20 protein-coding genes are annotated in these 17,502 nt (G+C 62.3%); 11 read left to right on the top strand and 9 right to left on the bottom strand.

The features are described 5' to 3' along the window. Positions 1-79 precede the first annotated feature (79 nt). The gene (locus tag HMPREF2760_RS09970; protein ID WP_070597171.1) at positions 80-1,255 is read right to left on the bottom strand and encodes an acyl-CoA dehydrogenase family protein; all 1,176 of its coding nucleotides are present in this window, start codon (positions 1,253-1,255) and stop codon (positions 80-82) included. A 178-nt stretch (positions 1,256-1,433) separates the two neighbouring features. On the opposite strand from HMPREF2760_RS09970, the gene HMPREF2760_RS09965 reads away from it, so the two are divergent. Continuing rightward, positions 1,434-1,991, top strand: coding sequence for a TetR/AcrR family transcriptional regulator (locus tag HMPREF2760_RS09965; RefSeq protein ID WP_070597170.1), 558 nt, complete (start codon positions 1,434-1,436; stop codon positions 1,989-1,991). Between the two features lie 8 nt (positions 1,992-1,999). Here HMPREF2760_RS09965 and HMPREF2760_RS09960 read toward each other — a convergent pair whose 3' ends face one another. Beyond that, a complete protein-coding gene (locus HMPREF2760_RS09960; RefSeq protein ID WP_070521311.1) occupies positions 2,000-3,049 on the bottom strand; it encodes a hypothetical protein in 1,050 nt (349 codons plus the stop codon). Beyond that, complete coding sequence (locus HMPREF2760_RS09955; protein ID WP_070531030.1) at positions 3,042-3,536, bottom strand: RNA polymerase sigma factor; 495 nt, start codon at positions 3,534-3,536, stop codon at positions 3,042-3,044. The genes HMPREF2760_RS09960 and HMPREF2760_RS09955 overlap by 8 nt, the downstream gene beginning before the upstream one ends. A 94-nt stretch (positions 3,537-3,630) precedes the next feature. On the opposite strand from HMPREF2760_RS09955, the gene HMPREF2760_RS09950 reads away from it, so the two are divergent. Together HMPREF2760_RS09950 and HMPREF2760_RS09945 are read left to right on the top strand one after the other, a co-directional pair. Beyond that, on the top strand, positions 3,631-4,671 hold the full coding sequence (locus HMPREF2760_RS09950) for a ribonuclease HI (RefSeq protein WP_070531032.1): 1,041 nt from the start codon (positions 3,631-3,633) through the stop codon (positions 4,669-4,671). A 38-nt stretch (positions 4,672-4,709) separates the two neighbouring features. Further along, positions 4,710-5,195 (top strand): hypothetical protein, encoded by a 486-nt coding sequence (locus HMPREF2760_RS09945; protein ID WP_070597169.1) that lies wholly within the window; start codon positions 4,710-4,712, stop codon positions 5,193-5,195. On the opposite strand, the gene HMPREF2760_RS09940 is transcribed toward HMPREF2760_RS09945, so the two are convergent. After that, positions 5,192-5,662 carry a YdcF family protein gene (locus tag HMPREF2760_RS09940; protein ID WP_070531112.1) on the bottom strand — a complete coding sequence of 157 codons (471 nt, stop codon included), beginning with the start codon at positions 5,660-5,662 and terminating at the stop codon, positions 5,192-5,194. The genes HMPREF2760_RS09945 and HMPREF2760_RS09940 overlap by 4 nt on opposite strands. Positions 5,663-5,693: 31 nt before the next feature. Here HMPREF2760_RS09940 and HMPREF2760_RS09935 point away from each other — a divergent pair, with 31 nt between their 5' ends. Beyond that, on the top strand, positions 5,694-6,587 hold the full coding sequence (locus HMPREF2760_RS09935) for a ribokinase (RefSeq protein ID WP_070597168.1): 894 nt from the start codon (positions 5,694-5,696) through the stop codon (positions 6,585-6,587). On the opposite strand, the gene purE is transcribed toward HMPREF2760_RS09935, so the two are convergent. Continuing rightward, positions 6,588-7,088 carry a 5-(carboxyamino)imidazole ribonucleotide mutase gene (gene purE, locus HMPREF2760_RS09930; RefSeq protein WP_070597167.1) on the bottom strand — a complete coding sequence of 167 codons (501 nt, stop codon included), beginning with the start codon at positions 7,086-7,088 and terminating at the stop codon, positions 6,588-6,590. Positions 7,089-7,129: 41 nt separating this feature from the next. Next, the gene (locus HMPREF2760_RS09925; RefSeq protein ID WP_070597166.1) at positions 7,130-8,392 is read right to left on the bottom strand and encodes a 5-(carboxyamino)imidazole ribonucleotide synthase; all 1,263 of its coding nucleotides are present in this window, start codon (positions 8,390-8,392) and stop codon (positions 7,130-7,132) included. Here HMPREF2760_RS09925 and budA point away from each other — a divergent pair. Beyond that, entirely contained in the window at positions 8,378-9,097 is a 720-nt protein-coding gene (gene budA, locus HMPREF2760_RS09920) for an acetolactate decarboxylase (RefSeq protein WP_070564871.1), read from the top strand. The genes HMPREF2760_RS09925 and budA overlap by 15 nt on opposite strands. Here the strand turns inward: budA and HMPREF2760_RS09915 are convergent. The 3 genes from HMPREF2760_RS09915 to HMPREF2760_RS09905 form a co-directional block, all read right to left on the bottom strand. Then, the gene (locus tag HMPREF2760_RS09915) at positions 9,094-9,537 is read right to left on the bottom strand and encodes a hypothetical protein (RefSeq protein ID WP_070521601.1); all 444 of its coding nucleotides are present in this window, start codon (positions 9,535-9,537) and stop codon (positions 9,094-9,096) included. The genes budA and HMPREF2760_RS09915 overlap by 4 nt on opposite strands. A 339-nt stretch (positions 9,538-9,876) precedes the next feature. Then, positions 9,877-10,782 (bottom strand): biotin--[acetyl-CoA-carboxylase] ligase, encoded by a 906-nt coding sequence (locus tag HMPREF2760_RS09910; protein WP_070597165.1) that lies wholly within the window; start codon positions 10,780-10,782, stop codon positions 9,877-9,879. 42 nt (positions 10,783-10,824) lie between these two features. Beyond that, complete coding sequence (locus HMPREF2760_RS09905) at positions 10,825-11,385, bottom strand: hypothetical protein (RefSeq protein WP_070564876.1); 561 nt, start codon at positions 11,383-11,385, stop codon at positions 10,825-10,827. Between the two features lie 48 nt (positions 11,386-11,433). On the opposite strand from HMPREF2760_RS09905, the gene HMPREF2760_RS09900 reads away from it, so the two are divergent. The 6 genes from HMPREF2760_RS09900 to treS all read left to right on the top strand — a co-directional run bounded on the left by HMPREF2760_RS09900 (position 11,434) and on the right by treS (position 17,479). Further along, entirely contained in the window at positions 11,434-12,423 is a 990-nt protein-coding gene (locus HMPREF2760_RS09900; protein WP_070597164.1) for an ABC transporter ATP-binding protein, read from the top strand. A 125-nt stretch (positions 12,424-12,548) separates the two neighbouring features. Then, on the top strand, positions 12,549-13,838 hold the full coding sequence (locus HMPREF2760_RS09895) for an ABC transporter substrate-binding protein (RefSeq protein ID WP_070597163.1): 1,290 nt from the start codon (positions 12,549-12,551) through the stop codon (positions 13,836-13,838). Between the two features lie 161 nt (positions 13,839-13,999). Then, the gene (locus HMPREF2760_RS09890; RefSeq protein ID WP_070531051.1) at positions 14,000-14,977 is read left to right on the top strand and encodes a carbohydrate ABC transporter permease; all 978 of its coding nucleotides are present in this window, start codon (positions 14,000-14,002) and stop codon (positions 14,975-14,977) included. Then, positions 14,974-15,795: a carbohydrate ABC transporter permease gene (locus HMPREF2760_RS09885; protein ID WP_070564882.1), complete on the top strand. Its 822-nt coding sequence runs from the start codon at positions 14,974-14,976 to the stop codon at positions 15,793-15,795. Before HMPREF2760_RS09890 ends, HMPREF2760_RS09885 begins: the two co-directional genes overlap by 4 nt. Continuing rightward, positions 15,795-15,980, top strand: coding sequence for a hypothetical protein (locus HMPREF2760_RS09880; RefSeq protein ID WP_070564885.1), 186 nt, complete (start codon positions 15,795-15,797; stop codon positions 15,978-15,980). The genes HMPREF2760_RS09885 and HMPREF2760_RS09880 overlap by 1 nt, the downstream gene beginning before the upstream one ends. After that, positions 15,977-17,479, top strand: a complete 1,503-nt coding sequence (gene treS, locus HMPREF2760_RS09875; protein ID WP_070564887.1) for a maltose alpha-D-glucosyltransferase — start codon at positions 15,977-15,979, stop codon at positions 17,477-17,479. The genes HMPREF2760_RS09880 and treS overlap by 4 nt, the downstream gene beginning before the upstream one ends. Positions 17,480-17,502 lie beyond the last annotated feature (23 nt).

Raw genomic sequence — 17,502 nt, 5'->3', positions numbered from 1 at the left:
CCCATTAGGACTCGAACCTAGAGGGGCCGCGATAGTGGGGAAAAGATGGGCACGGTGAAATAGGGGCCACTTCGAATCGCTACTTGTAGGCCGAGAAGCCCGTAATCTTCTTGCCCATAATGAGGGACTGCACTGTATCCGTGCCCTCGTAGGTGTGCATGGCCTCGATGTCCGCGAAGTGGCGCGCGATGTCGTTCTCCAGCAAAATGCCAACCCCGCCAAGCATGTCACGAGCATCGGAGGCGATACGGCGAGCAGCACGCGTGTTGTGGAGCTTCGCCGCCGAGGCCTGCTCCGGCAGCAACGTACCTGCGGTTTCTCGTAATGAGACCTCACGGCAGGTCAGCATCATCTGGCTCAAATCGAGGACCATGTTGGCCAAGCGCTGCTGAATGATCTGCGCCTTCGCCAGCTCGCGGCCAAACTGGACGCGCTCGAGCACATACGAGCGGGCAATCTCATAACAGGCCACCGCCGAACCCAGCGCCATCCAGGACACACCAATGCGTGTAGCAGTCAGCACGCGGGAAACATCCTTGAAGCTGCGACAACCCGGCAATTGGTTGGCGGCGGGGATACGACAGTCGGTCAACGTAATGTGCGCCTGGTGGATGGCCCGCAGAGAGAGCTTGCCCTCAATCACGGATGCCGAATAACCGGGGGCCTCCTGCGGAACGATGAAACCGCCAACGTTGCCATCCTCCATGCGCGCATAGATGATCGTGATGCCACCGGAAGCACCATTACCAATCCACTTCTTCTCGCCGTTCAGGACCCACTCATCGCCATCGCGCACCGCGGTGGTCTCCAGGGCAATCGAATCCGAACCGTGGGCCGGCTCCGTCAACCCAAAAGCCCCAAGCAGCGAGCACGAAGCCATCCGCGGCAAGTACTCAGCCCGCTGCTCCGGAGAACCCAGCATAGAAATAGAGCGCATAGCCAGCCCCGCCTGCACCGCAATCACCGTGCCCATCGAGGCATCCGCGCGTGTGACCTCCATGAGCGCCAAGCCAGCACCGAGCGTGGACATCTCTTCATAGCCTTCAACCGCTAGGCCATCAGTCATCACGTCCAGCTCCCCCAAACGCTGAACCAAGTCCAGCGGGTATTCGGCAGCCTGCCAATGCTGGTTAATCACCGGAGCAGAGTACTCGCGGAAACGAGCAGCTCGCTTCCACCCCGCAGCATCGGCCTCAGAGAGGTTGTCAAAAACGCCCAGGAAGTCAGTGGTGGGCTCGAAGAGGTTGTGGGACATGGTCAATCCTCCAACAAACAGGCAATACGAATGACGATTAGCGTCAATTGTGACCTGACTCTCTCCCTCTGTCAAGTCTGCCAAGAGCAACCACACTGTCCGAAAGCACACGTTCTCCCCCCACCCCACAGCACCAGGTATACTAACCGCCATTAGCTCAATGAGGAGGACGCCCACCATGGCCAACCAGAGACGCCGCGACCAAATCGCCGCCGCCGCACTCGACCTCTTTGACCAGCGCGGCTACCACGCCACCGGCATGGAGGACATCGCCAAAGCCGTCGGCATGCGCGCCTCCAGCCTGTACAACCACTTCTCCTCCAAACAGGAGCTCCTCGCCGAAGTCACCATCACCGCCATGGAGGACCTCCTTCGCGCCAACGCCGCTTGCCTCGCCGGGCTGAAAGACCCCCGCGACAAGCTCGTCGCCACCATGAAAGCCCACGTCATTTACCACGCCACCCACGCCCGGCGCGTCCGCGTGGTCAACAACGAGCTCACCAACCTCGAAGAGCCCCACAAATCCGTCGTCCTGCAACTGCGCCGCGATTATGTCGCCCGCTGGATGGCCGTGGTCAACGAGGGCAACTTCCACGCCGAAAACCTCAAAATCGCCTGCTGGGCGCTCATCGACATGGGCATCGGCGTCGCCCAATGGTTTAGCCCCGACGGTGACTACACCGCCGAGGCTTTGGGTGATATGTACGGCCAGTTCGCCCTGCGCCAACTTACCTAAGAACTTACCTAGGGCGCGCAGCCAATCTGCTGCTCTTCCTCACGCCCATCCGGGTACTGCACTCGCACGCGGGAGTAAACCTCGGCGTGGTAACCGCACGCCACGCGCTTGTCGACGACCACCTTCACCCGATCCTCATTGAACGTGCCTTCCGCGCAATTGGGGTCACAGTCATTCTCGACGGCCACGCCGTCTGCCTCCGCGGAATCGTCTCCCCAGCGCTGCCAGTCCAACTCGTTGACCAGGTAGTTATTATCCGCACAGGCCAGCGAGATACGGTCCGGGCCCTCCAGCCCCGTCACGGACACGCAGTCCAAGATGGCGGTGGCGTCGATGGTGGTTTCCACGTCCGGCCCTACCAGGCCGACTACGCGCACGAGCTGGCCGGTGGCGGGCAGGACGGAGAAGGAGACGCGGTCAGAATCGCGAATCACGGTCACCAGCTGGTCCTCGCCTTCGCCCTCGACGGTGCCGACCTCGTTGCCGTCGGCTTCCGCCAGCATGTCATAGGCAATCTTCTGCTGCTCACTGCTCAAGCCCGGCTGGAGCAGCAGCTCCAGCGCGCCCAGCGCGCGGTTCGGGAAGGAATCCGCCAGCTTCTCCAGCCCGGCGCGGTCGGACGCGATGACGAGGTCCTCCGGGTTGATGGAAGGTTGCGGGTCAAAGCCCGGAACCTCTCCTTGCGAGGAGACCTCCACGGCTCCCCCAGCATCCACCGCATATTCGGTGATTGCCGTGGCATCGCCGAGGGTATCGACGCGCTTCATGTATTCTTTCGCGGTCACGCCCTTATCCACGGCATCGGGCTGGGTTGCGGCTGCCTCGCCGGCCTGGGTCAGAATCTCCGCGGCCGAGGCCACGGGTTCCGAGTTATTGAGCAGCGGGAAGGCACCACCGATGAGCGCAAGCACCGCGACGGAAGCCGCCGCTATTGTCCACGTGGGCCGGCCCTTCGTTATCTTTGCGAGGGTCTCTTCGGAGCGGGCGAGGGAGGCGTCGTCAAGCGCTGTGTCAGGAACGGGGTTGGCGGCGCGGAGCATATCGAGAGAGCTAGGCATCGGTTTCTCCTGTGAGTTCGGAAAGGTGGGTACGCGCGCGGTGCAGGCGAACGCGCACGTTATTGCGGGAAATGCCGAGGACCTCGGCGATATCGGGGTGGTCGAGTCCCTCCCAGGCGTGGAGCGTGAGAATCTCGCGCTCCGCGTGCGGAAGCTGCATCAGCGCGCGAGTGATGTCGAGGTTGGCATCGACGGCGTCATAGCCGGCATAGGATTCCAGCTCATGATCATCGAGGTTCTCCGTCTCCCGCCGGGTGCGGTAAAACTCGCGCATCACGTTGCGGGCGATGCCATAGAGCCACGGCAGCGGCATGCCGCGCAAGGAGTCGAAGCCGGACCAGGCCCGCTCGAAGACGTCGGCAGCCAGCTCTTCGGCGTGGCTCGGTGGGACGCGGCGGCGCAGATACGCCAGCACCGCCGGGTAATGCTCGCGAAACAGGCGGGAAAACTCCCGCTTGCGCGAACCAGGCAAGGTAAGGACAGACACTAATAAAACTCCAGAATGCTAATGGGCTCACTGAGTATGTTGCACTAGACGCCCGAGCGTTACAGGGAAGCGGTGAAATGGTTTACTAAAGGGGATGGAACCACTCGAGCTCTCCGCCCTGACGGGCACGCAATCGCGCACCTACGGCACGCGCAAGATCACCAAAGACATGATCTCAGCACCCGTGCATGTGGCTATTGCGCTGTGGGATGAGCGCTGGGATTCCGCCGAAAACGGTACTGTCGACGGCTGGGTCATCGCCGTCAACACCAAGAAGACGCGCTTCGTGCGCAAGGGCCAGATTAAAAAGGGCGACATCGTTGAGGTGGCCGTCCGCGAATTCGAAAAGGCCACCAAGGGGCTCCGAGGACGCAGGTGGATCGTCACCGGGCGCCGGCAGGCGGGGTTGCGGGCCGCGCTGGAAAAGCGTGGCTATGCCGTAACAGGGAGTTTTGCGGAGGAGAATAGGGCGTCGAAAAGCGCCAGCTCCGTGCGGCGCAAGCAGGCCGGAATCACCGCGCGCCGCGCCAAGAAGGAAGGCGAGGCCCCGCGCAAGAAGCAAGTAGTAAAGGTGGACACACCGAAGGCGCACTGGTGGCCGAACTTCTCGACGGCCTCCTCCTGGCCCGAGGGGGCCACCGTGCGCATCGCCACGGACGCCTCCTCGGACACGGTGTTCAAGGGCTCCATGTGCTTCGTGGCCAGCAACGGCGACTACCGGTTGCGCACGCGCGAGACGACGGCCAGCACCGATGAGCTCGAGCTCGAATCCCTCACCTTGGCGCTGAAATACCTGCTCAAGGTCGGTGCAACCAAGGCGATCATCGAGTCGGACTCAGTAGCTGCTCTGGAAGCGGTGGAGCAGATTCGGAAGAAGGGCTCGAAGGCGATGCGCTCGCGCGGGGTGTGGCGCGGGCTGTCCTCGGGCTCGCGCTCGCGCTTCCAGCAGGCGTGGCATGACGTGGAAGGAGTCTGCGAGGTGACCATCCGCCGCGTGTTGGGGCATGCGGGCGACCCGCTGAACCGGGCTGCGGATCAGATTGCGTACATGGGCCTGCGGGCGATTGCGCATCCAATGAAGCAATCGCAGGCAACGCTCAAGGAAGGAATCACGAAGGCGTTGGCCAAGCTCTAATTCGGGCTTTGGTTCACTGGTGACATAGGCTAAGCCACATGAGCAATCCCTTTGACTCCAACCCTTTTGAGGAGCCGGACAAGCCTCTCCCCGGCCGTGGGTCTAATCCTTTCGCGGAACCCGCGCGCGAGTCAGACGCGAAGTCTTCGGCGAACCCTTTCGTTGACTCGTATGAGGCGCCGAGTGTGGAGCCCTTTGCCGAACCTATCGCAGAGCCCTTTGCCGAGCCGGAGCGCGCCTACACCCCAGCTCCGCTGCCTGACCATGCCCCTGCCCAGCAGCCAATGGAAGGCACGATCCACAGCTTCTCCTTTTTCAAGGGGCTTTTGAGTCTGTTCTCGCTCCTCGTAGGCTTCACCGGAATTACTGACGGCGATGTGGCAATGGGCATCGGCTTCGCGCTGCCCGGAGCGTGGTACTTCCTCAAGACGCTGCAGCAGAAGGCCAACCCGACCACGCCGCAAAAGCGCCACTGGTTTGTCATTTGGTTCATCGCCATCGTGCTCATGTTCTTCGGCGCCTAGTCCATAGGCCACTGCGCGACGACCCGCCGCCACACAATGCGCAGCAGCGAATGCGGAGTCGCCACCACCTCGCGCAGGTAATTCCATGGGCGGTCTTTCCGCGGGGTGCCAACACCATGCATGCGAACCCGAATCCCCAGGTGCCAGGCCCACAGGCGGGTGCGCAGCACGTGAAAGTCATTGGTTACGACGCGGAAATAGTCATAGTCCGGGCACAGCGCGTGGGCGCGCTCAAGGTTTTCGTTAGTGCTGGTAGCCAGCGGCTCCACACGGATCCGCTCCGAGTCCACGCCCCGCTCGATGAGGTAGCGCGCCATCGGCTCCGCCTCCCCGTAACCGGACACGATGATCGGCTCCTCCGGCAGCACGCGCGCCAGCACCACCGCGCGGTCCAAGCGGCTGCGCAGCAGCGAGCCGGGCTCGCCGCCCTCCACGCGCGCGCCCAACACCAGAAGCGGAAACTGCATGCCCGCTAGCTTAGCGTGCATACTAGTCAGCATGAGCATGTGCGTAGTCGGTTCCATCAACGCTGACCTCGTGGTCCACACCGCGCGGCACCCGCAGCCGGGCGAGACTCTGCTGGGCAGCGGCGGCACCATCACCGCGGGCGGCAAGGGAGCGAACCAGGCGGTCGCTGCCGCCCGTCTGGGTGCTCAGGTCAGCTTCGTCGGCGCGGTGGGCAGCGATGCCTACGCCACGCCCGCGATGCACTACTTGCAGGCCAGCGGCGTGGACCTCACGCACGTCGAAGCCAGCGAGGAGGTGACGGGCTTGGCGGTCATCACCGTGGATAAGCAGGGAGAAAACACCATCATCGTGGTGCCGGGGGCCAATGCGCTTGTCGACGCTCCCTTCGTCACCACCCACTCCTCCCCCATCACCGAATCGGAACTCATTCTGCTCCAAGGCGAGGTTCCGGCGGAGGGTTGTGCCAAGGCCATAGAGCTGGCGAAGGGGCGCGTCGTGGTCAACCTCGCACCGGTCATCGAGATTGAAAAGGAAGCGCTCCTGCGCGCCGATCCATTGCTAGCCAACGAGCACGAAGCCGGGCTCATCCTGGAGCAGTTGGGATTGAGCAGCGAGGGCGCGCCGGAGGAGCTGGCGCGGCGCCTGACGGAGGCCGGCTTTGCCTCGGTCGTCCTCACGCTGGGCGCGCGGGGAGCGCTCGTGGCCGAAGGGGCTGAGCTTGTCGACGTCCCCTCCCCGCAGGTCACCGCCGTCGACACGACGGGCGCGGGCGATGCCTTCGCCGGCGCGCTGTGCGCCCGGTTGCTCCACGGCGACGGCCTCGTGGAGGCCGCCACCTTTGCCGCTCGAGTTGGGGCTTACGCCGTCACCGGAGAAGGTGCGCAGGCCTCCTACCCCGATCTCAAGAGCAAGCTTCCCAGCTAATTACTCCCCGAGGAGCTGGGAGCGCAGGTTCTCGTCCTTCTTCTCCACCTCGGCGGCCATGTTTTCTTGGTAGGCCACCATCTTGTCCACCAGTGTCGGGTCACCCGCGGAGAGGATGCGCACGGCAAGCAGGCCGGCATTCTTCGCTCCGCCGATGGAGACGGTGGCTACCGGCACGCCGCCCGGCATCTGCACGATGGAGAGCAGCGAATCGAGTCCATCAAGATCCTTCAACGCGCGCGGGATGCCAATCACCGGAAGCGGCGTGGCCGCGGCGACCATGCCCGGCAGGTGAGCCGCACCACCGGCGCAGGCAATGATGGCCTTGAGGCCGCGCTCGTGCGCGGACTTGGCATAAGCCAGCATCTTTTCCGGGGTGCGGTGCGCGCTGACAACGCCTACCTCGAAGGGCACACCGAACTCGGCGAGCACCTCTGCGGCGGGCTTGACGGTGGGCCAATCGGAATCAGAGCCCATAATCAGGCCGACGAGTGGTTCCATAAGACTCTCCTTATTAAATAGGTTTCAAGCTCGCTGCGGGATTAAGCCCACTGCGCGTGGACGAGGAAGTGGGCGGCATCGTGGGCGATGCGGCGGGTTTCCGCCACATCCTCACCGACAACGTTGACGTGGCCAATCTTGCGGCCCGGCTTGTGGTCCTTTCCATAGAGGTGGATCTTCGCCTCTGGGTAGCGCTCCATCACTTCGCGAACGCGCTGCGGCATGGGCATCTGCGGATCTTCTTCGGCGCCCAGCACATTAGCCATCACCGTGACCGGAGCCAGGGCTGCGGTAGAGCCCAGCGGCAGGTCCAGCACGGCGCGCAGGTGCTGCTCGAACTGCGAGGTCACGCAGCCATCCTGAGTCCAGTGGCCGGTATTGTGCGGGCGCATGGCCAGCTCGTTGACGGCGATGTCCTCCTCAACAACCGCGCCCGGCGCGCCGGAGGCGGAAGCAATGATGGAGCCGGCGTCTTGCTGCGTGGCGAAGGCAAAGAGCTCCACCGCCAGCACGCCGGTAACGCCAAGTTCGGTGGCCACCTTGATGCCCACCTGCATGGCGCGCTCGGTCAACTCCGGCGAAAGGTTCGGGGCGGGAGCAAAAGCCTCGGCACAGATGCCGTCCCGCTGCACGGACTCGGTGACCGGCCAGACCTTCACCTCGCCGGAGGGGCGGCGGGCGACGAGCACGGACAGCTCGCGGGTGAGGTTGACCTTTTCTTCGGCCATGAGCGGGGTATTGGCCGCAAGCAGCTTGGCGACGAGCGGCTCCAGCTCCTCCGTGGACGGGAACCACACGCCATGGCCGTCGTAGCCGCCGCGGCGGGCTTTGAGGCACACGGAACCGTCGACAAGCGCGGCGAAATTCCGTGCATCCTCCACCGACTCGATGGCGGCAAAGCGCGGCACTGGGGCGCCCAGCTCGGCCAGTTTCTGGCGCATGAGCAGCTTGTCCTGCGCGTAGAGGAGGGCGGAAGGCTGGGGCTGGACGTTGAGGCCGTCGGCGATGAGCGCCTGCACGTGCTCGGTGGGAACGTGCTCGTGCTCAAAGGTGATTGCATCCGCGCCGTCTGCGGCGACGGTGAGCACGTCGAGATCGTGATAGTCACCGAGAACGACGTCCGGAATCACCTGGGCGGCGGACTTATCCGGCGCGGAGGCTAGCACGCGCAGGTGGATGTCGAGCTCGGCGGCGGCTGGCTGCATCATGCGTGCAAGCTGGCCGTCTCCATAAACAGTAACGAGGGGTTTGTGTTGTTCACTCACTCTTCCAATACTAGCCTTGGGGCCATGATCGTCCGGCATACCATCTTTCAGAACTCCCTCATGACCGCCCTGTTGGATGGCATTTACGACAGCGAAATGACCATCGGTGAGCTCTTGGGCAAGGGCAATTTCGGTATTGGAACCTTCGATGCGCTGGACGGAGAGATGATCATCCTCGACGGGGTGTGCTACCAGCTGCGCGGCGATGGCACCGCGACGGTGGCTGACTTGGACCAGGGCACGCCGTTTGCGGTGGCGACGAACTTCGTCCCCCGTATTAAGGTGGCCGCACCCAAGGGTCTGAGGCGCGAGGAGCTTTCGGCATTCATCGATGAGGTGGAGCCTTCCGCTAACTTCATGTACGCGGTGCGCATCTCTGGGCGGTTCAGCAACGTGGTGACCCGCACGGTGGTCAAGCAGAGCAAGCCCTACCCGCCGATGGCGCAGGCGGTGGGCGGTGACAAGGAGCTGCGCTTTGACGACGTCGAGGGCGTCATCGGCGGTTTCCGCACGCCGGTCTTTGAGAAGGGAATCTCCGTTCCCGGATGCCACGTGCACTTCATCGACGCTGCGCGCACCTCCGGCGGGCATGTGCTGGACTACACGGTGGATGAGGCCACGATTGAGCTCTGCCCCGGCACGGACCTCGATCTGCGCTTGCCGCTGACCCACGAGTTCCGCTCCGCCAACTTGGCGCCGGAGGACCTAGACCAGCAGCTGCATACGACGGAGATTAAGGACTAACCCCAGACCGGTTGCTCGTTGAGGATGTCCTCGACTCGTTTGGCCTTGGGGATGGAGGGGAAATACATCGGCTTGTCATAGCCATGAAGTGCCAGCGAGATCCCACCGCGGCGGCGGCGCGCACCGCGGATATCGGTGAGTGGGATCGAATCAACGCGTTTGCCTTCGCGGGCGATGACGCGCAGGTTGGTCACGATGAAGCGCTTGCGGCGGGCTTTGATGAGGGGAAGGACAAAGCGCCAGACGGCAAGCAAGGCCCATATAGCTACTAAGCCATTGCGAAGCGCTAGGTCAATGCCGTTGTAGTCACACCAGCCGATGGCGATCCAGCACACCCCAGTAATCACGACGAGCTCTAGAAAAGGAAAGAGCAGCGTGCGAAACGGGGCGGTCATGTCCGCGCGAACAACCTCGCCGCGGCCCATCTGCATGAGGTTCATGGGGCACATGGTACCTCCCGTCCACGTACACTCCATTCCTCCCCTGTTCACGGCTGGCTCTGGGTTATTTTGGCAAAGAACACCGCAAATGGCATCTCACAGAAGGCATTAGTCAAAAGGCGTCTTTGGGGCCAAAGACACCTTTTGCGGGTCTGTAGATGGCGTTTTCAGGGGCAAAGACGCCTTTTGACTAATGCCATTTGATAGATGCCTTTTGACAGACGCCATGTGGAAAGCACCGTAACTGAGTGCCCTGGATGAGTGCCCTAGTTGTGCCCTGGTTGAGTACCTCGCCACTTGGCTCCGCTAGGAGGAGCCGTGGAAAAGACGCGCGCCGACTTATTTATCAGCCGGGCGCAGGTGGATGACATCACCGGCGGAGTAGTACTCGCCGCCGACGTTGATGCGTCCGTCGTCAGCCACGCCCTCGACGGTGCCGATGACGTCGCCGGTCGGGGCTTCGAGGCGAACCTCTTGGCCAATGGAAGAACAAACCTTGCGGTAATCAGCCATAAGCTGTGGGTCCTGCTGTTCCCACTGGGTGATGCGCCGGCGCAGGTTCTTCAGAACGGTGATGGCCAGCTCAGTGCGGTCGGTATCAAGCCCCTCGAGCGCTAGCGAAGTCGCGGCCTCGATGGGCAGTTCCTCGCGGGTCAGGGTGACATTGATGCCCATGCCCACGACCACGCGTGCTGAAGGCGGGTTAGCGGCTTGAGTCTTGGGCGCGACCTCGGCCTTGTTGATTTCCGCTTTGTTGATCTCGGCCTTATTAACTTCAGCCTTGTTAATCTCGGCTTTGTTAACTTCAGTCTTGTTGACCTCTGCCTTCGAGACTTCAGTCTTCGGAGCAGATTTGAAGGCCTCCCCCACCGGGCCGGCTTCAGCGAGGATGCCACACAGCTTCTTGCCATCGATGTGCACGTCATTGGGCCACTTGAGCACCGCTCCCTCGACCGAGTCGGTCACGGCCAAACCGGCAGCCAGGGGCAAGGTGCCAAGGTGCTCTAGCGACTCCGGGAGGATCAGTGCGGAAAAGATAAGCTGCGCCCCCGCCGGGCTCACCCACTGGCGGCCCAAGCGGCCTTTGCCGGCCACCTGTTCGTCGGCAAGCAGTACGGTGCTATCAGCCACCTTCTCCGCCTGCATGAGATCAGTATTGGTGGAGCCAGTGGACTCGGTGAAATCGATGACAGCGAAGTCTTCACGTAGCGCCTCGCGGATGCGGTCCATATCAAGTGCAGTCATGCACCCTAGGTTACCCGCCGGGCAGTGGCCTTCTAGACGTAACTAAAAGTAATCCGGATTGGCCAGAATTGTGTGTGCGGTGGCCTCGTCGAGACAGGTGGTCAAGACCGCTTGCGGCAAAGCATGGGGTACCTGTTCAGGCGTAACGGAGATCTGCCGAGAATCCGCTAGGAAGGACACGGTGTCCTCAACCAGCTTGTCGTAGTCCGCGCGTTCTTTCGTGCCGAGGCTATCTGGTTTGCCTTCAGTCACCAGCACGTAGCGGATCTCCGGGGCGACCCACTTACATACCCACTCGCCGTATTCTTGCGCTTCCGAATCCGAGAGGTCCAGCCCCATCCGCTTCATGCTGGCGCGCATGGTGTCACGATCAACCTTGCCGTTGTCCACCAGTTGTGAGCGGACCTTAGATGAGTCCACGGTGTCGGCGAAAATAGCGCGGAACACGGTATCGCGCTGAGCCGCGGAAGGCGAAGTGGACTGCGTCGAAGACGCGTCAGCGGTACCAGTGGAAACAGTTGTTAGCGGCGTGAAAGTCTCTGCAGATTCCGTACTAGAGCAACCAACCAAGAGCACTGTGAGGAGCGGGGCGAACTTCTTCATAGCGAATTCCAGCCTAATCCACGTGCCGCTGGGTGCTAGTGTGTGTCCATGGCAAAGGTCACTTTTGAGATCGTCGGCATCACCTATCCCCGCGCCGAGAACCCCACGGTCAAAGACCTCAATCTCGAGATTGCGGATGGCGAATTCCTGGTCCTCGTCGGACCATCCGGCTGCGGTAAGTCCACCACCCTGCGCGCCCTCGCGGGACTCGAGCCGGTCTCCAGCGGCCGCATCCTCATCGACGGCAAAGACGTCACGGGGCTGGAGCCCGGCGAGCGCGATATCGCCATGGTCTTCCAGAATTATGCGCTTTACCCGCACCTCACCGTGGCCCAGAACATGGGATTTTCCCTCAAGCTGGCCAAGATGCCTAAGGCCGAAATCAAAGCCAAGGTCGAGGAAGCCGCCAAGACCCTCGGGCTCACGGAGTACCTGCAGCGCAAGCCCAAGGACCTGTCCGGTGGTCAGCGCCAGCGCGTGGCCATGGGCCGCGCCATCGTGCGCGAGCCGAAGGCCTTCCTCATGGATGAACCCCTGTCCAACCTCGATGCCAAGCTGCGCGTACAAACCCGCGCGGAGCTGGCCAGCCTCCAGCAGCGCCTCGGCACCACCACCGTCTACGTCACCCACGACCAGGTGGAGGCCATGACCATGGGAGACCGCGTCGCCGTGCTCAAAGACGGGGAACTGCAGCAGGTCGCCCCACCGCGCGAGCTTTACGACGCCCCCGCTAACGAGTTCGTCGCCGGCTTCATCGGCTCCCCCGCGATGAATATCTTTGACTACAACGGCGGCCGCGTCGGCGTTCGCCCAGAAAAACTATTCATTAATAAGGGGCCGGTGGGCTTCCAGGGAACGGTGGAGTTCGTGGAAGAGCTGGGCTCGGAATCCTTCGTCTACGTCATGGTGGGTGAGCAACGCTTCGTTGCCCGCGCGAGCGACAACGTTCCGCAGCGCGGCGACACCGTCGTCCTCACCTTCAACCCCCGCGAGGCCCACCACTTCGATCCGGAAACCGGCCAGCGCATCGAGGCTTAGGCAGTAGCACTAACAGGGGTAGCTTCACCCCCGTTTGAAGTGAATTAAAAGCCAAAACCACGTGCCTTGTGGGGATGATCCCCTATTTTGAAGTCATCAGAAGTTTTCCGAAAGGTGAATACTCCATGAAGAAGCCGTTTCTCCCTAGCTCGCTGCGTTCTGTCCGCCGCGGCGTAGTCGTCACCACCGCTGCCCTCGCGTTGACCTTGGCAGGTTGCTCGTCGGGCGACGAGGGGTCGTCGTCAAGCGCTGGCTCCGATGCCTCCTCCACCGATGGTGGCGGCCGCGGGCCCATCACCTTTGCCATGGGCAAGAACGACACCGACAAGATCACCCCCATCATCGAGGCATGGAACGCCGAGCACCCGGACGAGAAGGTCGAGCTCAAGGAGCTCGCCGGCGAGGCCGACGCTCAGCGCGAAACCCTCGTGCAGTCCCTGCAAGCGGGCAACTCCGACTACGACGTCATGGCGCTCGACGTAGTCTGGACCGCGGACTTTGCTGCAAACCAGTGGCTGGCACCGCTGACCGGTGACCTGGAGGTTGACACCTCTGGCCTGCTGGAGCCCACCGTGGAATCCGCGACCTACAACGACACCCTCTACGCGCTGCCGCAGAACACCAACGGCCAGCTGCTCTTCCGCAACACCGAGTTGGCGGACAAGGCTCCGGAGAAGTTCGAGGACATCGCGTCTGCCTGCGAGGCCATCAAGGACGATAGCTCCTGCCTGACCACCCAGCTCAAGCAGTACGAGGGCCTCACCGTCAACACCGCCGGCTTCATCGAGGGCTGGGGCGGCTCCATCTTGGATGACGAGGGCAACGTGACAGTTGACTCGGACAAGTCCAAGGAAGGCCTGCAGGCGCTTGTCGACGCCTACGAAGACGGCACCATCTCCAAGGACTCCACCGCCACAACGGAGGAGGAGACCAACTTGGCCTTCACCGAGGGCAAGACCGCATTCGCCATCAACTGGCCGTACATGTACACCAACGCTGAGGAAAAGGGCGTCAAGTTCGAGGTCCAGCCGCTGGTGGGCAAGGACGGCGTCGGTGTTTCCACTCTGGGTGGCTACAACAACGGCATCAACATCAATTCCGAGCACAAGGCTACGGCCCTGGACTTCATGAAGTTCATCATCAACGAGGAGAACCAGAAGTCCTTCGCTGAGGCTTCCTTCCCGCCGGTACTGGCTTCCATCTACGACGATGAGTCCCTGGTGGAGGAGTTCCCGTACCTTCCGGCTCTGAAGGAATCCCTGGAGAACGCCGCACCGCGTCCGGTTTCCCCGTTCTACACCGCCATCTCCAAGGCCGTGCAGGATAACGCTTACGCGGCATTGACCGCGGGCAAGTCCGTCGATGACGCAACGAAGGACATGAAGGCAGCCATCGAGGCAGCCGCGCAGGGTTAATGCTCCCAGCGTGAATGGGGCGCGAGTAAGTCCACGAGACTTGCCCGCGCCTCTTTCTTTGATCTGGGTCTCGTGCACAGAGGATGTCTCGGCCACCCGCTATGATTTTCCCCAACCCCCGATAAACCCCTCCCCCTATTAATCAGAAAGGCAGGCACCGCATGGCTGGAGCACCGGCTACCGCGCAGCCCCGCAGACAGTATCTGCGCGTCGCTGCGCTCATCGCACCGGCGCTGATAGCGCTGGCCGTGGTCATCGGCTATCCCATCGTGCGCGCTGTGATGTTGTCCTTCCAGGGCAACAAGCGGCTTAACCCGACTACGGGTGTATTCGAGGAAGGCTCATTCGCAGGCCTCGAAAACTACCTGTACTGGCTCACCAATAAATGCATGTCTGCCACCGGCCAGGCCACCACATGCCCGGACGGCGTCATCGCCACCGATTTCTGGCCGGCGCTCAAAATCACGCTCTTCTTCACCGTGGTCACGGTGGCACTGGAGACGATCTTGGGCATGTTCATGGCGCTGGTGATGAACGGCGAGTACCGCGGGCGCGGCCTCGTGCGCGCGGCTGTGCTGGTTCCCTGGGCCATTCCCACCGCGGTTACTGCGAAGCTGTGGCAGTTCATGTTCGCGCCGGACGGCATCATCAACGCGCTCATCGGCTCGAACATCGCGTGGACCACGGACCCGTTTTATGCCCGCCTCGCGGTCATCATCGCCGATGTGTGGAAGACCGCCCCGTTCATGGCGCTGCTCATCCTGGCCGGTCTGCAGATGATTCCGCGCGATGTCTATGACGCCGCCCGCGTCGATGGCGCATCGCGCATCCAAACCTTCTTCACCATTACCCTGCCGCTGGTGCGCCCGGCGCTCATGGTGGCCATCCTCTTCCGCACGCTGGACGCGCTGCGCATGTACGACCTGCCGGTCATCATGATCTCCGCCTCCTCCAACTCCCCGACGGCCACCATTTCCCAGTTGGTGGTGGAGGACATGCGCCAGGGCCACTTCAACTCTGCCTCCGCGCTATCCACCCTCATCTTCCTGCTCATCTTCACCGTCGCGTTCATTCTCGTTCGCTTCCTCGGCGCTGATGTGTCCGGTACTGCTCGCCAGAAGAAGGAGAAGAAGTCATGAAAAAGCTCGGACACTACCTTGGCATCCTCTTCATCATGTTCTGGGGGCTCGCGCCCTTCTACTGGATGGTCGTCACCGCCCTGCGGCACAAGTCCCATACTTTCGACACCACCCCGTGGCCCACGCACGTAACCCTGGATAACTTCCGGGACGCCCTAGCCACGGACAAGGGCAATGACTTCCTCAATGCGCTGGGGAACTCTTTGATCATTTCCTTGGTCACGACCGCGGTGGCGGTCCTTATCGGCGTGTTTACCGCCTACGCCTTGGCACGCTACGACTTCCCAGGCAAAGGTATTGTCACCGGCATCATTCTGGCTGCCTCGATGTTCCCGGCCATCGCGTTGGTGACCCCGCTGTTCCAGCTCTTTGGAAACCTCGAATGGATCGGCACCTACCGCGCGATGATCATCCCGAACATCTCCTTCGCGCTACCGCTGACGGTCTATACGCTGCTGAGCTTCTTCCGCCAGCTTCCCTGGGAGCTGGAGGAGGCTGCCCGCGTGGACGGCGCTTCCCGCGGTCAGGCCTTCCGCCTCGTGCTCCTGCCCTTGGCCGCGCCCGCGCTGTTTACCACCGCCATCATCGCTTTCATCACAACGTGGAACGAGTTCATGCTGGCCAAGCAGCTATCCACCACCGCCACTGAGCCGGTGACCGTGGCTATCGCGCGTTTCTCGGGCCCCTCGGCCTTCGAGTACCCCTACGCCGCCACCATGGCCGCGGGCGCACTGGTGACGATTCCGCTGATCATCATGGTGCTCATCTTCCAGCACCGCATCGTTGCCGGCCTCACCGCCGGCGGTGTTAAGGCCTAATGCGCCGCGCTCTGCTGTGGGACACCGCGCTGGGTTTCGTTGGTTTCTTTGCGTTCCTGGCGCTGGTGCAGGCAGTCCTCAACCTTTTTCACCCCTCCCCCGCTATCTGGCCGGGGCTCCTCGCGGGCGCGCTGTGCCTGGCGGAGTTTCTGCTGTGGCGGGCTAAACGGAAGGATCTCCGATGACCTGGCACGACAACGCCATTTTCTACCAGGCCCTCGTGGGCTCGTACAAGGACACCCGCGGCGAAGGCGTCGGCACGCTGCGCGGCGTTATTGAGAAGTTGGATTACCTCAAGTGGCTCGGCGTGGACTGCCTGTGGCTCTCCCCGTTCTATGCCTCCCCGCTGCGCGATGATGGCTATGACATTGCCGATTACTACTCCATCCACCCTGATTACGGCACGATGGAGGACTTCGAGGAGCTCGTCACCGAGCTCCACGCGCGTGGCATGCGGCTGATGACGGACCTGGCGTTCAACCACACCTCCACCGATCACCCGTGGTTCCAGGCCTCGCGCACCGATCCGGAAGGGCCGTACGGTGACTACTACGTGTGGGGCGATGATCCCCTGCGCTACCCAGAGATCCGCATCATCTTCACCGATACGGAAACCTCGAATTGGGCGTGGGATCCGGAGCGCAAGCAGTACTACTTCCACCGCTTCTACTCGCACCAGCCGGACTTGAACTATGACAACCCGAAGGTCCGCGAGGAAGTGTTCAAGATCCTCTCCTTCTGGCTGGACAAGGGCGTGGACGGCTTCCGCCTCGATGCCATTGCATACCTCTACGAGCGCGATGGTCTGGGTGGCGAGTCCCTGCCGGAAACAGTCGAGTTTGTGGAAAGAATCCGCGCTTTCATCGACGAGAACTATCCCGAGGCCATCATGATCGCGGAGGCCAACCAGCCGCCGCAAGACACCATGGAGTTCTACGGCACGGGCAATCGCTTCCACATGGTGTTCAACTTCCCCGTCATGCCGCGGCTCTACCAGGCCCTTGCACTGGGTGACGCCACACCGGTCTACGAGATCATGGCGGAGCTTCCGGAGCTGCCCCAGGGATGCCAGTGGGGCACCTTCCTGCGCAATCACGACGAGCTAACGCTGGAGATGGTCAACGAGGACCAGCGCGCCATCATGTACGAGCACTTTCTGCCGGATGATCAGATGCGCGCTCACGTGGGTATCGCGCGGCGGCTCGCCCCGCTGTTGGGCAACGACTACCGCAAGATTGAGCTCTTCTATTCCCTCCTCATGACGCTACCGGGCGCGCCTTTCTTGTATTACGGCGATGAGATTGGCATGAACGACGCCCCCGAGCTGCCCGACCGCGATGCTGTCCGCACCCCTATGCAGTGGGAGCCGGGCGAGGGCGCAGGTTTCAGTACATCCGCTCAGACGCGCCGCCCCATCGTTGGCGGGATTGGTATTTCGGTGGAGGAGCAGCTTGCCGACGACTCCTCGATCCTCCACCGCATTCGCAGCCTCATCCAGCAACGCAAGGCGCATCCGGAACTCGGCACCGCGCCTTTCGAGGCGGTGGAGACCGGCCACGCGGGCGTGCTGGGATTCCAGCGCGGTGAATTATTGTGCTTGCACAACTTCACCGAAGAAGCCGTAGACTTAGGACCAGTCGAACTGGGACCCTTCGGTTATGCCTGGCTTCCGGTGGAGGCTTAACGGTCTTTTAACGAAAACGGTAA

Origin of the sequence: Corynebacterium sp. HMSC065D07 (genome assembly GCF_001810695.1) — a bacterium.
Classification (GTDB): domain Bacteria; phylum Actinomycetota; class Actinomycetes; order Mycobacteriales; family Mycobacteriaceae; genus Corynebacterium; species Corynebacterium hesseae.
This window is presented reverse-complemented; position numbering and strand designations above follow the sequence as displayed.

Bases quoted from the DNA above. Each gene is read 5' to 3' on its own strand.
- HMPREF2760_RS09970 (WP_070597171.1), bottom strand. From the start codon at position 1,255: ATGTCCCACAACCTCTTCGAGCCCACCACTGACTTCCTGGGCGTTTTT.
- HMPREF2760_RS09965 (WP_070597170.1), top strand. From the start codon at position 1,434: ATGGCCAACCAGAGACGCCGCGACCAAATCGCCGCCGCCGCACTCGAC.
- HMPREF2760_RS09960 (WP_070521311.1), bottom strand. From the start codon at position 3,049: ATGCCTAGCTCTCTCGATATGCTCCGCGCCGCCAACCCCGTTCCTGAC.
- HMPREF2760_RS09950 (WP_070531032.1), top strand. From the start codon at position 3,631: ATGGAACCACTCGAGCTCTCCGCCCTGACGGGCACGCAATCGCGCACC.
- HMPREF2760_RS09945 (WP_070597169.1), top strand. From the start codon at position 4,710: ATGAGCAATCCCTTTGACTCCAACCCTTTTGAGGAGCCGGACAAGCCT.
- HMPREF2760_RS09940 (WP_070531112.1), bottom strand. From the start codon at position 5,662: ATGCAGTTTCCGCTTCTGGTGTTGGGCGCGCGCGTGGAGGGCGGCGAG.
- HMPREF2760_RS09935 (WP_070597168.1), top strand. From the start codon at position 5,694: ATGAGCATGTGCGTAGTCGGTTCCATCAACGCTGACCTCGTGGTCCAC.
- purE (WP_070597167.1), bottom strand. From the start codon at position 7,088: ATGGAACCACTCGTCGGCCTGATTATGGGCTCTGATTCCGATTGGCCC.
- budA (WP_070564871.1), top strand. From the start codon at position 8,378: ATGATCGTCCGGCATACCATCTTTCAGAACTCCCTCATGACCGCCCTG.
- HMPREF2760_RS09925 (WP_070597166.1), bottom strand. From the start codon at position 8,392: ATGCCGGACGATCATGGCCCCAAGGCTAGTATTGGAAGAGTGAGTGAA.
- HMPREF2760_RS09915 (WP_070521601.1), bottom strand. From the start codon at position 9,537: ATGAACCTCATGCAGATGGGCCGCGGCGAGGTTGTTCGCGCGGACATG.
- HMPREF2760_RS09910 (WP_070597165.1), bottom strand. From the start codon at position 10,782: ATGACTGCACTTGATATGGACCGCATCCGCGAGGCGCTACGTGAAGAC.
- HMPREF2760_RS09905 (WP_070564876.1), bottom strand. From the start codon at position 11,385: ATGAAGAAGTTCGCCCCGCTCCTCACAGTGCTCTTGGTTGGTTGCTCT.
- HMPREF2760_RS09900 (WP_070597164.1), top strand. From the start codon at position 11,434: ATGGCAAAGGTCACTTTTGAGATCGTCGGCATCACCTATCCCCGCGCC.
- HMPREF2760_RS09895 (WP_070597163.1), top strand. From the start codon at position 12,549: ATGAAGAAGCCGTTTCTCCCTAGCTCGCTGCGTTCTGTCCGCCGCGGC.
- HMPREF2760_RS09890 (WP_070531051.1), top strand. From the start codon at position 14,000: ATGGCTGGAGCACCGGCTACCGCGCAGCCCCGCAGACAGTATCTGCGC.
- HMPREF2760_RS09885 (WP_070564882.1), top strand. From the start codon at position 14,974: ATGAAAAAGCTCGGACACTACCTTGGCATCCTCTTCATCATGTTCTGG.
- HMPREF2760_RS09880 (WP_070564885.1), top strand. From the start codon at position 15,795: ATGCGCCGCGCTCTGCTGTGGGACACCGCGCTGGGTTTCGTTGGTTTC.
- treS (WP_070564887.1), top strand. From the start codon at position 15,977: ATGACCTGGCACGACAACGCCATTTTCTACCAGGCCCTCGTGGGCTCG.